The following is a 13496-nucleotide window of genomic DNA, read 5'->3' as shown; positions in this document are numbered from 1 at the left end:
TCAGTTGGTCCTTTCGAGGAGGCGGCCGGTGGGCTCGGCGAGGCTGCCGCGGTCGGCGATGCGCTCACCGCGCAGCCAGGTGGACGTCACGACGCCGTGCAGGGTCTTGCCGGCGTAGGCGGTGACGCGGTTGCGGTGCTCGAGCTCGGCCGGGTCGACGGTGAACGTCGCCTCCGGGTCGAGCACGGCGAAGTCGGCGTCGCGGCCCACCTCGATCGCGCCCTTGCGCTCGAGCCCGGCGAGGGCGGCGGGGGCGGCGGACATCCAGCGGACGACGTCGGTCAGGTCGTGGCCGCGGCGCCGGGCCTCGGTCCAGATCGCCGGCAGACCCAGCTGGAGCGACGAGATGCCACCCCAGGCCGAGGCGAAGTCCGGGGTCTTCAGGTCGGCCGTCGACGGCGAGTGGTCGGAGACGATGCAGTCGATCGTGCCGTCGGCCAGACCCTCCCACAGCGCGTCCTGGTTGGACGCCTCGCGGATAGGCGGGCAGCACTTGAACTCGGTCGCGCCGTCCGGGACCTCCTCCGCCGTGAGGGTGAGGAAGTGCGGGCACGACTCGACCGTGATCTTGACGCCCTCCGCCCTCGCGGCCCGGATCAGCGGCAGCGCGTCGGAGGAGGACAGGTGCAGCACGTGCACGCGCGCGTTGAGGCGGCGGGCCTGGTTGATCAGGTTCTCGATGGCCGTGTTCTCGGCGTCGCGCGGCCGGGAGGCCAGGAAGTCGGCGTACTTCTCGCCCGCCTTCTGCGGCGCCGCCGCCAGGTGGTGCGGGTCCTCCGCGTGCACGATCATCAGGCCGTCGAAGCCGGCGATCTCGGCGAGGGAGGCGGCCAGCTGCTCCTGGTCGAGCTGCGGGAACTCGTCCACGCCGGACGGCGACAGGAAGCACTTGAAGCCGAAGACGCCGGCGTCGAAGAGCGGTCGCAGGTCCTTGACGTTGTCGGGCAGCGCGCCGCCCCAGAAGCCGACGTCGATGTGCGCCTTGGTACGGGCCACGTCCTGCTTGATCCGCAGGTGCTCGACCGTCGTGGTGGGCGGGAGCGAGTTCAGCGGCATGTCGAGCAGTGTGGTGATGCCACCGGCGGCGGCGGCGCGGGTGGCGGTCCAGAAGCCCTCCCACTCCGTGCGGCCGGGGTCGTTCACGTGCACGTGGGTGTCGACGAGCCCGGGGAGCACGACGTCGTCGCCGACGTCCTCCAGCCGGGCGCCGGCCGGTACCTCGGCGTCGTACGGCAGCACACCGGCGATCGTCCCGCCGGAGACGGCGATCGACGCGGCCCGCGTCCCCTCGGGGGTGATGACGCGAGTCGAGCGCAGTACCAGGTTGACGTCCACCCGTACCCCTTCCAGCAAGAATTTCAACGAACTGTTGAAGGAGTCTTCACTCAGGACGACATGTCGTCAAGGGCACACTTCCAGCATGGGCCCGTCGAGCGGCACCGCCCGTCGGCGGGCGATTGCCACTTGGATGTTTCCATGAAGTGGAATAGAAATTTCGTACAGTAGAACGTAGCTCCGTACATGCGGGGCGGAGACGGACGCCGCCGGGCGCCCGTCGACACCGGACAAACACCCCTTGACCGGCCTTTACGCCGGGACCGGGACCGTGTGTCCGACCGGACGGCCCGGTAGGCTGCTGCCTTGCCCGCCTGCCCCGAAAGGACCTTGACGTGCCGACGTCCAGCGCCAGCACCTCCGACGCCGCCAAGCCCGCTGCCGCGAGCGGTGGCGTCCAGTCCCTTGAGCGCGCCTTCGACCTTCTGGAGCGGATGGCGGACGCCGGGGGCGAGGTCGGGCTGAGCGAGCTCTCCGCCAGCAGCGGGCTGCCGCTCCCCACGATCCACCGCCTGATGCGCACGCTCGTGGCCTGCGGCTACGTACGCCAGCAGCCCAACCGCCGGTACGCGCTCGGCCCCCGCCTCATCCGCCTGGGCGAGTCCGCCTCCCGGCTTCTCGGCACCTGGGCGCGCCCGTACCTCGCGCGGCTCGTCGAGGAGACCGGCGAGACCGCGAACATGGCCCTGCTCGACGGCGACGAGATCGTGTACGTCGCCCAGGTGCCGTCCAAGCACTCGATGCGCATGTTCACCGAGGTCGGCCGACGCGTGCTGCCGCACTCCACGGGCGTGGGCAAGGCGCTGCTCGCCTACACCCCGGCCGACGAGGTGCGCGCGCTGCTCTCCCGTACGGGCATGCCGGCGGCGACCGAGAAGACCATCACCACGCCCGAGGGCTTCCTGGACGCGCTGGCGGCCGTGCGGGACGCGGGGTACGCGGTCGACGACAACGAGCAGGAGATAGGAGTCCGGTGCCTCGCGGTGTCGGTCCCCAACTCCCCCACGGCGGCGGCGATCTCGATCTCCGGCCCGGCGGGCCGGGTGACGGAGGCGGCGACGGAGAAGATCGTCCCGATCCTCCAGGAAGTGGCCCAGGAACTCTCCACGGCCCTCGCGAACACGGCGGCCAACGGCCAGGCGTAAGCACGCGGAAAGGCCCTCTCCCCGGCGGGGAGAGGGCCTTCTTCGTACTTCCGGTCAGGCAGCCGCCGCCCGCTCCGAGAGCCGGCCGTCCTCCACCAGGACCACCGTGTCCGCGCGCGTGGCGTGGGTGCGGTCGTGGGTCACCAGGACCGTCGCCGTGCCCCGCTCCCGGGTCAGGCCCGCCAGCAGGTCCATGACCGCCGCGCCCCGCTCGTGGTCGAGGGCGCTCGTGGGCTCGTCGACGAGCAGGACGGACGGCTCGTTCATCAGGGCCCGCGCGATGTTGACCCGCTGGCGCTGGCCGCCGGACAGCTGGTGCGGCCGCCGCGACGCCTGGTCCGCGAGGCCGACCGCGTCCAGGAGCGCCAGCGCCCTCCCCCGTACCGCCGAAGGCCTCGCACCCGACAGATGCGCCATCACCTGCACCTGCTCCAGGGCCGTCAGCGACGGCAGCAGGTTCGGCTGCTGGAACACGATCCCGATCCGCTCGCGCCGCAGCTCCGCCCGCCCGGCCCGGTCGAGCGCCGCCGTGTCCGTACCGGCCACGACGACCCGTCCCCGGTCCGGGGTCACCAGTGTCGCCGCGACCGCGAGCAGGCTGGACTTGCCGGAGCCCGAGGGCCCGACGACCGCCGTGAGGTGACCGGCGGGGACCTCCAGGGAGACGGCGTCGAGGGCGGTCAGACGGCCGTCGCCGTCGGGGTACGTCAGGGTCACGTCGTCGAGGAGGAGGGTCATCGGGCACTCCCGAGCGCGGTCAGGGGGTCGACGGCGGTGATCCGCCGGATGGACAGGGCGGCGCCGAGGACGCCGAGCACGATGATCACGGCGGCCGGACCGAGCACGGTCAGCGGCTCCAGGACGAACGGCACGTTCCCGCCGCTGATCAGCACCCCCGCGCCGACCGCGAGGGCGGTGCCGAACAGTGTCCCGGCGCCGAGCATCAGGACCGCCTGCCCGAGGGCGTCCTTCAGGAGGTACGGGGTCGAGGCGCCGAGCGCCTTCAGGACGGCCACGTCACCGCTCCGCTGGATCGTCCAGACGGTGAAGAAGGCCCCTATGACCAGCGCGGAGATGGCGAAGAGGAAGCCCCGCATCAGCTGCAGCGAGCCGTTCTCGGCCTGGTAGGACCCTATGGCGGTGAGCGCCCCGTCGATCGTCCGCGACTCCGTGCCGAGGGCCGCGTCGGCGGCCCCGAGATCGGCGCCGTCCGTCACGCGCAGGGCGATGACGGTGGCCTGTTCCTCGGGGGTCGTGCCGTTGTGACCGACCTTCTGCCAGTCGTCGAGCGAGGTCCAGACGACGGGCGTGTGGCTGTACGAGGCGTCTCCGGCGACGGCCGCGACCTGGGCCTCCAGCGGACCGAGGCGTACGGCCCCGCCCACGCCGACGCCCAGTTCCTCGGCCGCGGACTCGGAGAGGACGACCCGCCCGGGGCCCAGCTTCCGGCTCTCGGGCGCGAGGGCCGCCGACGGCTCCGTACCGAAGACGGAGACGGCGACCGTACGGTCCCCGGCGGCTCCGTTGAGCGTCCGGATCGCGAGCGGCTCCGCGCTCACGACCCCCGGCCGCTCGGCCCACCGCCGCCACTGCCCCTCCGTCACCGTCGAGTTGGTGAAGGAGACCGACTGCCCGGACGGCGGCGCGGCGAAGGCCAGCCGGTCCGCCGGCAGCCCGGTGATCCCGGAGATGTTCTCGCGGGCGAGTCCGGCGGTCAGCCCGGACAGCAGTCCGACGAGCAGCGTGATCAGCACGATCACGGTCCCCATCAGCGTGAATCGCCCTTTGGCGAATCTCAGGTCTCTCCATGCCACGAACATGCGGACCAGCTTTCCCGCCCCCGGTGCCTCCCGGCATCGCGCCACGGATGGCTCCGGAATCAATCCTTTGGTTGAGTCCGGATTGTCTGCCCCGGCCTAGGCTGGACGGACCATGGATCCGCGTTCCCTCACCCCCGCCCTGCGCGCGCTGCGTCTCTGTCTGCATCTGCTGATGGCGGGGCTGCTCGCCCTGGCGGCGGTCCGGGCGGGCTCCGGGGCCGGGGTCGCGCTCGCCGTGGTGACGGGCGGGGTGTACGCGGCCGGGTCCGTGGTGCCCTCGGTACGGGACTCGCAGCGGGCCGCCGCGCTCTGGCTGGCCGTGCTGTGCGCGTCCTGGCTGGCGCTGCTCTGGGCCACGCCCGACGGGCTGTGGGTGGCGTTCCCGCTGTACTTCCTCCAGCTGCACCTGCTGCCGATCCGCTGGGCGCTGCCCGCGGTGGCCCTGACGGCGGTGGCGGCGATCCTGTCGTACGTGGGCCATGGCGCGACGCTCAACCCCGGGGTCTTCATCGGGCCGCTGCTCGGCGGTGCGGTGGCCGTGGCGACGGTCCTCGGCTATCAGGCGCTGTACCGGGAGAGCGAGCGGCGCCGGCGGATGGTGGAGGAGCTGATCGCGACCCGGGCGGAGCTGGCGGCGGCCGAGCGGCACGCGGGCACGCTCGCGGAGCGCGAGCGGCTTGCGCGCGAGATCCACGACACGCTCGCGCAGGGGCTCTCCTCGATCCAGCTGCTGCTGCGGGCCGCCGAGCGGGCGCTGCCGCCGGGCTCGCCGGCCGCCGGGCACATCGAGGCGGCGCGGCGGGCGGCGCAGGACAACCTGGCGGAGGCCCGGAGGTTCGTACGCGCGCTCTCGCCGCCGGACCTGGAGCACGGCTCACTCGCGGCGGCGCTTGAGCGGCTGTGCGAACCGGGCCCCGAGCCCTCCCCGCGCGCACGCCTCACCGTGAGCGGGACGCCGGTCGAGCTGCCGACGCCGTACGAGGTGGCGCTGCTGCGGATCGCCCAGTCGGCGCTCGCGAACACGGTGCGGCACGCCTCGGCGGCCCGCGCGGAGATCACGCTGTCGTTCATGGACGCCTCGGTGACCCTTGACGTGGTGGACGACGGCAAGGGCTTCGACCCGGCGCTGCTCTCGCCGTCGTCCGAGGACGGCGGTTTCGGGCTGCCGGCGATGCGCGCCCGGGCGGAGTCGCTGGGCGGCACGTTCACGGTGGAGTCGGCCCCCGGCCAGGGCACGGCGGTCGCCGTGTCCCTCCCCCTTCCCGCTGGAGTGTCGACATGACGATCCGTCTTCTGCTGGCCGACGACCATCCGGTGGTACGGGCCGGACTGCGCGCGGTCCTGGACACCGAGCCGGACTTCGCCGTGGTCGGCGAGGCGGCCACCGCCGAGCGCGCGGTGGAGCTGGCCGAGGCCGGTGGAGTGGACGTGGTCCTGATGGACCTGCAGTTCGGCGCGGGGATGCACGGCTCGGAGGCGACGGCGGCGATCACGGCCCGTACCGGCGGGCCGCGCGTCCTGGTCCTCACCACGTACGACACCGACGCGGACATCCTGGCGGCGGTCGAGGCGGGCGCCTCGGGCTATCTGCTGAAGGACGCCCCGCCGGAGGAGCTGGCGGCGGCGGTCCGCACGGCGGCCGCGGGCCAGTCGGCGCTGGCCCCGGCGGTGGCGCACCGCCTGATGGACCGGATGCGGACCCCGGCGGAGGCGCTGACGAAACGGGAGCTGGAGGTGCTCCAGCTGGTGGGCGAGGGTCTTTCGAACCAGCAGATCAGCAAGGCGCTGTTCCTGAGCCAGGCGACGGTGAAGTCCCACCTGGTGCACATCTTCGCGAAGCTGGGCGTGGACTCCCGCACGGCGGCGGTGGCGACGGCGACCTCACGACGCCTGATCCGACGCCCGTCCTGACCAGGCTCCTTCTCAGGACTCTGAGCACTCTCAGGACTCCTTCTCCCACACGGACACATGCCGGCTGCTCTCCCCGGTGAACGGGGTGCCGTCCCAGTCCTGCCACCGGTCGCGCAGCCGCATCCCGGCGATCCGCGCCATCAGGTCGAGCTCCGAGGGCCACACGTAACGGAACGGGATGGCCCGGTGCACGGCACGGCCGTCGCCCGTGAGCGAGAAGTAGTGGGAGCTCATCGCCTGGGTGGCCGGATCCACGGTGTCGAAGCCCCACGAGGCCGCGTCGACGTGGAACGGGACCGCGCTCTGTCCCGGCGGCAGGAGGCGCAGCGGCGGCACCCCGACCTCGATGACGAAGGTGCCGCCGGGCGCGAGGTGGGCCGCGGCGTTGCGGAAGCAGTCCACCTGGGCGTCCTGCGAGGTCAGGTTGTTGATGGTGTTGAAGACGAGGTACGCGGTGGTGAAGGTGCCCGCGCCCGTGAGGCGGGTGGTCGCGAAGTCCCCGATCGTGACGCCGAGGTCCGCGCCGCCGGGCTTGGCGCGCAGCCGCTCCACCATCGCCCGGGAGAGGTCGATGCCGTGCACCCGGACGCCCCGGCCGGCCAGCGGCAGCGCGATACGGCCCGTGCCGATGCCGAACTCGAGGGCGGGTCCCCCGCCGGCGAGCCCGGTCAGCAGGTCGACGGCCGGGTCGACCGCCTCGGGGCGGAACATGTCCGCCGAACCGGTGTCGTAGCGCGCCGCGACATCCTCGCCGAAGTATCCGTCGTCATCAGGATCAGCCATGACCCGGGAGGCTAGGGCGGGGACGGGCCGCCGCGCACGTGGTTTTCGGGGGCCTCACCGGTCGTCCCGGCCCGTCCCCGCCGCCCGTCCCGTCCGTCAGACCTCGCGCGGCGGTTCGCCGAAGAGTTCGACCGCCTGGCGGACGTTCGCGAGGCCGTTCGCGAGGGCGCTGACGGAGCCGATCGAGCCGGCGATCAGGAGCAGGGAGCGGCGCAGGCGCCGTACCTCGGGGACGCCGCTGACGGCCATCGCGTCCAGTGCGGCGAGTTCGTCCTCGGCGATTCCCCGGTCGGTGAACTCGGCGCGGTGGCCCGCAAGTTCGCGACGGAGCCGGGAGACGGCGGCACGCAGCTCCGCCACTCTCGGGTCCTCGTCGCCGCCGGTTGTCACACGCCTCTGCCCAACGCTTCGCAACAACAGTTCTCCCCCTCGCACGACACTGTGCGCCGAACTCCCCCACTCCGAGCCGACCGGTCGAACGGTGGTCAGGCGCCCGGAGTCGCGAGCCAGTTAACGCCATGGCGCGCCCGGCGCGCCACACCGCGGACACAATTCAGGCGTCCGTGTCATGGGGTATGCAGTCAGCATGACGAACACACGGCAAACCACCCCTCTGGTGGCCGGTCTGCTCCTCGCCGCGGGCGGCGGGCGGCGCCTCGGCGGCCGCCCCAAGGCGCTCCTCACCCACCGCGGCCGCCCGCTGGTCGAGCACGCGGTGCGGGTGCTGCGCGAGGGGGGCTGCGAGGTGATCCATGTCGTCCTCGGGGCCTCGGCCGAGCTCGTACGGGAGCGGGCGCGGCTGCCCGGGTGCGTCCTGGTCGACAACCCGGAGTGGGCGGAGGGCATGGGGTCCTCACTGCGCGCCGGGCTCGCGTCGCTCGCGGCCGAGACGCTGCCGGTGGACGCAGCGCTCGTGTCCCTGGTGGACCAGCCGGGGATCGGCGCGGAGGCGGTGGACCGGGTCCGGTCGGCGTACCGGTCGCGGGACGCGCTCGCGGCCGCTTCGTACGACGGGAAGCGCGGCCATCCGGTGCTGTTCGGTGCGGACCGCTGGGCGGGGATCGCGGCGGGGGCGGTCGGTGACCAGGGGGCGCGGGACTACCTGAAGACGCACCGGGATGCGATCACCCTGGTGGACTGTTCGGATGTGGCCGAGCCCTACGACATCGACACGGAGGCGGACCTGGCGCACCTTGAGTGAAGGATGTGGCACTGAGCGCCATGGTCTGTCGATCCAGAGAATCTCGATATCAACAAACGATTGAACTTCCACCATGAGGAAACTAGTATCCACTGTTCAGAAGCGCCTGATCCCCTGACGGCGCTCCGCGGCCGTATCTCGGCGCCTGCGGCACTCCGTGCCGATCCGTGACGCCCGGCGGCCGCACAGGCACCGCCCAGCACCGCCCGCGAAGTCCGCTGAAGGAAGTGACAGTTCATGTCCGCACCAGCGCCGTCCCCCCTGGCGATCGTCGAAGCCGCGCCCCTGCCGAGGCAGGAGGAGGTGCTGACCGACGCGGCTCTCGCCTTCGTGGCGGAGCTGCACCGTCGGTTCACCCCGCGCCGGGACGAGCTCCTCGCCCGCCGGGCGGAGCGCCGCGCCGAGATCGCCCGTACCTCGTCCCTCGACTTCCTGCCGGAGACCGCCGCCGTCCGCGCGGACGACTCCTGGCGGGTCGCGCCGGCCCCGGCGGCCCTGAACGACCGCCGTGTCGAGATCACCGGCCCGACCGACCGGAAGATGACGATCAACGCGCTGAACTCGGGCGCCAAGGTCTGGCTCGCGGACTTCGAGGACGCCTCGGCCCCGACCTGGGAGAACGTCGTCCTCGGTCAGGTCAACCTGATCGACGCGTACACCCGGCAGATCGACTTCACGGACCCGAAGTCGGGCAAGTCCTACGCGCTCAAGCCTGCCGACGAGCTGGCCACGGTCGTCATGCGGCCGCGCGGCTGGCACCTGGAGGAGCGTCACCTGACGTTCGAGGGCCGCCCGGTCCCCGGCGCGCTGGTCGACTTCGGCCTGTACTTCTTCCACAACGCCAAGCGCCTGATCGAGCTCGGCAAGGGCCCGTACTTCTACCTCCCGAAGACGGAGTCGCACCTGGAGGCCCGCCTCTGGAACGACATCTTCGTCTTCGCGCAGGACTACGTCGGCATCCCGCAGGGCACCGTCCGCGCCACCGTCCTCATCGAGACGATCACGGCCGCGTACGAGATGGAGGAGATCCTCTACGAGCTCCGCGACCACGCCGCGGGCCTCAACGCGGGCCGCTGGGACTACCTCTTCTCCATCGTCAAGAACTTCCGTGACGGCGGGCAGAAGTTCGTCCTGCCGGACCGCAACGCGGTCACGATGACGGCCCCGTTCATGCGCGCGTACACCGAACTCCTCGTCCGCACCTGCCACAAGCGCGGTGCGCACGCGATCGGCGGCATGGCGGCGTTCATCCCGTCCCGCAAGGACGCCGAGGTGAACAAGGTCGCGTTCGAGAAGGTCAAGGCGGACAAGGACCGCGAGGCCGGCGACGGCTTCGACGGCTCCTGGGTCGCCCACCCGGACCTGGTCCCGATCGCGATGGCCTCCTTCGACGCGGTCCTCGGCGACAAGCCGAACCAGAAGGACCGGCTGCGCGAGGACGTGTCGGTGGCGCCCGGTGACCTGATCGCCATCGATTCGCTCGACGCGAAGCCGACGTACGACGGCCTGCGCAACGCGGTCCAGGTCGGCACCCGCTACATCGAGGCCTGGCTCCGCGGCCTCGGCGCGGTCGCCATCTTCAACCTGATGGAGGACGCGGCCACGGCGGAGATCTCGCGCTCGCAGATCTGGCAGTGGATCAACGCGGGTGTTGTATTCGAGCACGACGGAAAGGCTGTGACGGCCACTCCCGAGCTGGCCCGCAAGGTCGCGGCGGAGGAACTGGCCGCGATCCGCGCGGAGATCGGCGAGGAGGCCTTCGCGGCCGGCAAGTGGCAGCAGGCGCACGACCTGCTCCTGCACGTCTCGCTCGACGCCGACTACGCGGACTTCCTGACCCTCCCCGCGTACGACCAGCTCATCGGCTGAGTCCCCTTCTTCGGCCGACCCGCACAGCGGCCGAACACCTGAAAACGGCTCCGCCCCCGGTGAACGCACAGCACTGGGGGCGGGGCCGTTCTCCGTCCCTCACCGCTCCCCCGACTTTCGCTCCAGTGCGTTTCACAGGGCACGTGACGCAACCGAAACCAGACGCTACCTAGCGGTAACAAGCCACGGCGTGCCAGATTCCGCATGCCACCGGCCGGCGGCTGTCCCCCACTCCTCTGCACCGACGCAGGAGAACACAGCCATGCCCAGAACCCCCCACAGCACGGCCCGAAGACTCGTCACCGCCCGCAGGCTCGTCACCACCGCCCTCGCCGCAGGCGCGCTCCTGACCGCGGGCATCGCCCCCACCGCCGCCGCGAACGGCTCCGGGCCCACCGCCGTCGTGTCGATGGGCGACAGCTACATCTCCGGCGAGGCGGGGCGCTGGCAGGGCAACAGCCTGACGACGAGCGGCAACCGGAACGGCACCGACCGGGCATGGACGGGGAGCGCGTACGACCCCAGCCGGGTGTACGGGACGACGGCGGCCAACGGCTGCCACCGCTCCGACTCGGCGGAGGTGAAGAGCGCGGGCCCGATCGCCTCGGCGCTGATCAACCTGGCCTGCTCGGGGGCGACGACCCGGAACGTCTTCCGCGCCTCGAACGGCGGCGTGGCGTACAAGGGCGAGGCCCCGCAGGCCGACCAGCTGGCGGCCGTCGCCGCCTCCCACGACGTGGGGACGATCGTGCTGTCGGTCGGCGGCAACGACCTGGGCTTCGCCGACATCATCCGCAGCTGCGCGACCGACTACATCGTCTGGTACTCGTACTGCCACGACGACCAGCAGACCGAGGTGGACGCGAAGATCGACGCGGCCATGGCGGGCGTCGGCAAGTCCGTGGACGAGATCCGCGCGGTCATGACGGCCGCCGGCTACGCCGCGTCCGACTACCGGATCGTGCTCCAGTCGTACCCCTCCCCCATCCCGCGCGGCGCCGAGAACCGGTACCCGGAGAGCGGCTGGAGCCGTACGAACACGGGCGGCTGCCCGTTCTGGAACCTGGACGCCGACTGGGCGCGGGACACCCTGGTCCCCCAGGTCTCGAACCGGCTCAAGGGGGTCGCGGCCGCCAAGGGCGTGCAGTTCATGGATCTGCGCGACATGCTCCAGGGCCGTGAGGTGTGCGCGAAGACCAGCAAGCTGGTCAGCGCGACGGTGCCCGCCTCGGCGGCGACGAGCGAGTGGGCGCGCTGGATCGACCCGAACGAGACCCAGGGGCCGATCCAGGAGAACGTCCACCCCAACCACTACGGGCAGTTGGCGCTCGGCCGCTGCCTCGCGCTGATCCAGGCGAAGCCGAGCGGGAACTTCTCCTGCCGCAACACGGCGGGGGCCGGAGCCTCCGGCATGTATCTGACGGCCGTCTCCTGACGGTCGCACCGACCCCCCACGGGGATCAGCGGGTGCGGCGTCCGCTCCGGCCGCGGCGCCGCACTCGCTCGTTCGTCCGCCCGTTCCCCCGGCCGTTCGCCCGCTTCCTCTCCGGCAGCGGGATGCGGAGGGGCACGAGGGTCCGCTCCGCGAGGTACGGGTCGACGGCCGCCATCTCCGCCACCAGGGCGTCGACGCCGCCCGGCCAGTTCGCGGCGGCGGTGTCGAGGACCGTACGCCGGTCCTCGCCGTGCCGGGAGAGCCGGTCCAGGATCAGGACGGCGCGGGCGGATCGCGGCACCGGGGCCTCGTCCGCCGGCTCGCCCCGGGCGCGCAGCACGCCGTAGGCGTACGCGCCCATCACCGGGTCGTCGAGGGCGCCGCGCAGCGCCTCGACGGGGACGGCCTCGGGGTCGAGGAAGCCGAAGAGCGCGCGGGTCCCGGCGGCCTCGAAGGTCCCGGCGTGGACCGTGCCGAGCGCGTCGAGCAGCGCGGACCAGGCGTCGACGGAGTCGCCGTGGGCGTGCAGCCACTCGGCGAGGACGCGGGTCGCCGCGGCGGCGGACCAGCCCTCGGCGGCGGCGATCACGGTACGGGCGTCCCAGGCGGCGGCCTCCTTGCTGTCGGGCGCCGCGACCCACCGCACCCGCAGCAGGTAGTGGAGGACCTCGACGCCCCAGGGCGTGAGGCCGAAGGCGTCGCCGGTACGGAAGACCATGCCGGTGCCGGCCAGCCGGTCGACGGCGTCGGCCATGGCACGGGCGCCCGGTTCGAGCGCCGCCCGGTCCTCCTCGGTGGCCTCGGTCCCGGTGAGCCGGGACAGCTCGTCGAGGGGCGGGAGCACGTACTCCTCGGGGGCGTTCACCGGTACGAGGACGGGGGCGTCCTCCAGGCGGGGGTCGACCGGCCAGTCCTCGAACTCGGCGGCCCTGCGGGCGACCGACTCGGCGCAGGCGCCCCGCTGGTAGAGCGCGTAGAGCAGGTGCGCGGCCTCGCCGTCGTACAGACCACCGTCCTCGCCCTTCATCTCCTCGACGGCCGCCGCCAGCAGGTCCGCACCGGCCTCGACGGAGCGCTGGGGCTCGTGGGCCTCGACGGGCGGGGGCGGGAGCGGGACGGCGGAGTCCTCGTAGTAGTTGAGGTGCTCGTCGAGGAGGGTGTCGGCGAGGACGAGGTGCGGGAAGGCCTCGGGGCCCGGGGCGAGATGGGCGTACGGTCCCGTGAGCGCGCCGGAGAGCCCTTCGGCGGTCCACCGGTCGACCAGCAGGCCGCCCAGCCTGCCGAGGCCGTGCGCGACCTCGGCGTCGGTGAGCAGGGGACCGGCGGGCGAGGGCCGCTCCGCCTCGCGCACGTAGGCGCCGCTGAGCGCGTCGGCGAGGAGGGAGTCGGCGACGTCGCTGCGGTTCATCAGGTCCGCCCGGTTGAGCCCGTCCGGCGGCCGCATCCCGTCGTGCCCGGCGAGCCAGGCGCGTACGGCGCCGGGGTCGGCGGGGTCGGTCCCGTCGGCGCGCAGGAGGGAGGCGTACCAGCGCTGCCAGGTGTAGTTGGCGGGGTCGTTCATGGCCCGCTCGAAGTCGGGCACGATGTCCTCGACCGCGGCCACGATCCGCTCCTGCCGCTTGCCGTTCAGCCGCCCGGCCTCCCGCACGCGCGCGGTGAGCGCCACGAGCACGGCCGGGTAGGCCGCCAGCTCCTCGGGCGTGGCGTAGACGAAGGCGGGCGCGTCCTCGACGAGCAGCCTCCGCACCAGCTCCACGCTCGGCTCGGGCAGCCCACTCCTGCGATCGGCCCCGCGCAAGGCCAACAGAGCGAGCACCGCGTCGGCGGCGCGTACGGACGAAGGGTCGCGGAATTCCGGTGTTCCGTCGAGGAACGCGTCAAGCCCGGTATTGCTCAGAGGTGTGCCAGCCACTCTTCCCAGCGTAGTTCCGAGCAGCAGCAGATGCGGATTCCGAGACACCGATCACTCGGAGTGGTGAAAGGGGCGGACGGCGAGG

General features: G+C 72.5%; 12 protein-coding genes. 6 read left to right on the top strand and 6 right to left on the bottom strand.

Translation table 11 applies throughout. From position 1 onward, the window contains the following. Entirely contained in the window at positions 1 to 1335 is a 1335-nt protein-coding gene (allB, locus tag AB0F56_RS23045; RefSeq protein ID WP_362012750.1) for an allantoinase AllB, read from the bottom strand. 335 nt (positions 1336 to 1670) lie between these two features. On the opposite strand from allB, the gene AB0F56_RS23040 reads away from it, so the two are divergent. Then, the gene (locus AB0F56_RS23040) at positions 1671 to 2480 is read left to right on the top strand and encodes an IclR family transcriptional regulator (RefSeq protein WP_362012747.1); all 810 of its coding nucleotides are present in this window, start codon (positions 1671 to 1673) and stop codon (positions 2478 to 2480) included. Between the two features lie 54 nt (positions 2481 to 2534). Here AB0F56_RS23040 and AB0F56_RS23035 read toward each other — a convergent pair whose 3' ends face one another. Continuing rightward, positions 2535 to 3218 (bottom strand): ABC transporter ATP-binding protein, encoded by a 684-nt coding sequence (locus AB0F56_RS23035; RefSeq protein WP_362012746.1) that lies wholly within the window; start codon positions 3216 to 3218, stop codon positions 2535 to 2537. Continuing rightward, on the bottom strand, positions 3215 to 4300 hold the full coding sequence (locus AB0F56_RS23030) for an ABC transporter permease (RefSeq protein ID WP_362012744.1): 1086 nt from the start codon (positions 4298 to 4300) through the stop codon (positions 3215 to 3217). Before AB0F56_RS23030 ends, AB0F56_RS23035 begins: the two co-directional genes overlap by 4 nt. A 112-nt stretch (positions 4301 to 4412) precedes the next feature. Between AB0F56_RS23030 and AB0F56_RS23025 the strand changes: the two genes are divergently transcribed. Both AB0F56_RS23025 and AB0F56_RS23020 read left to right on the top strand, forming a co-directional pair. Next, positions 4413 to 5582, top strand: coding sequence for a sensor histidine kinase (locus AB0F56_RS23025; protein WP_362012742.1), 1170 nt, complete (start codon positions 4413 to 4415; stop codon positions 5580 to 5582). Next, positions 5579 to 6211, top strand: a complete 633-nt coding sequence (locus AB0F56_RS23020) for a response regulator transcription factor (RefSeq protein ID WP_362012739.1) — start codon at positions 5579 to 5581, stop codon at positions 6209 to 6211. Before AB0F56_RS23025 ends, AB0F56_RS23020 begins: the two co-directional genes overlap by 4 nt. Positions 6212 to 6241: 30 nt before the next feature. Here AB0F56_RS23020 and AB0F56_RS23015 read toward each other — a convergent pair whose 3' ends face one another. Both AB0F56_RS23015 and AB0F56_RS23010 read right to left on the bottom strand, forming a co-directional pair. Continuing rightward, positions 6242 to 6994 carry a class I SAM-dependent methyltransferase gene (locus AB0F56_RS23015; protein ID WP_362012736.1) on the bottom strand — a complete coding sequence of 251 codons (753 nt, stop codon included), beginning with the start codon at positions 6992 to 6994 and terminating at the stop codon, positions 6242 to 6244. Positions 6995 to 7090: 96 nt separating this feature from the next. Beyond that, a complete protein-coding gene (locus AB0F56_RS23010) occupies positions 7091 to 7411 on the bottom strand; it encodes a DUF5955 family protein (protein WP_362012734.1) in 321 nt (106 codons plus the stop codon). Between the two features lie 169 nt (positions 7412 to 7580). On the opposite strand from AB0F56_RS23010, the gene AB0F56_RS23005 reads away from it, so the two are divergent. From AB0F56_RS23005 to AB0F56_RS22995, 3 genes are all read left to right on the top strand, one after another. Continuing rightward, a complete protein-coding gene (locus tag AB0F56_RS23005) occupies positions 7581 to 8195 on the top strand; it encodes a nucleotidyltransferase family protein (RefSeq protein WP_362012731.1) in 615 nt (204 codons plus the stop codon). A 237-nt stretch (positions 8196 to 8432) separates the two neighbouring features. Continuing rightward, positions 8433 to 10064, top strand: a complete 1632-nt coding sequence (aceB, locus tag AB0F56_RS23000; protein ID WP_362012729.1) for a malate synthase A — start codon at positions 8433 to 8435, stop codon at positions 10062 to 10064. 262 nt (positions 10065 to 10326) lie between these two features. Beyond that, positions 10327 to 11499 (top strand): GDSL-type esterase/lipase family protein, encoded by a 1173-nt coding sequence (locus tag AB0F56_RS22995; RefSeq protein WP_362012726.1) that lies wholly within the window; start codon positions 10327 to 10329, stop codon positions 11497 to 11499. 25 nt (positions 11500 to 11524) lie between these two features. Here AB0F56_RS22995 and AB0F56_RS22990 read toward each other — a convergent pair whose 3' ends face one another. Continuing rightward, the gene (locus AB0F56_RS22990; RefSeq protein WP_362012723.1) at positions 11525 to 13411 is read right to left on the bottom strand and encodes a hypothetical protein; all 1887 of its coding nucleotides are present in this window, start codon (positions 13409 to 13411) and stop codon (positions 11525 to 11527) included. Between the last annotated feature and the right edge of the window lie 85 nt (positions 13412 to 13496).

This window comes from Streptomyces sp. NPDC026092, from assembly GCF_040638605.1.
Taxonomy (GTDB): Bacteria; Actinomycetota; Actinomycetes; order Streptomycetales; family Streptomycetaceae; genus Streptomyces.
The sequence above is the reverse complement of the archived record's forward strand: the minus strand, read 5'-3'. Positions and strand labels throughout refer to the sequence as shown.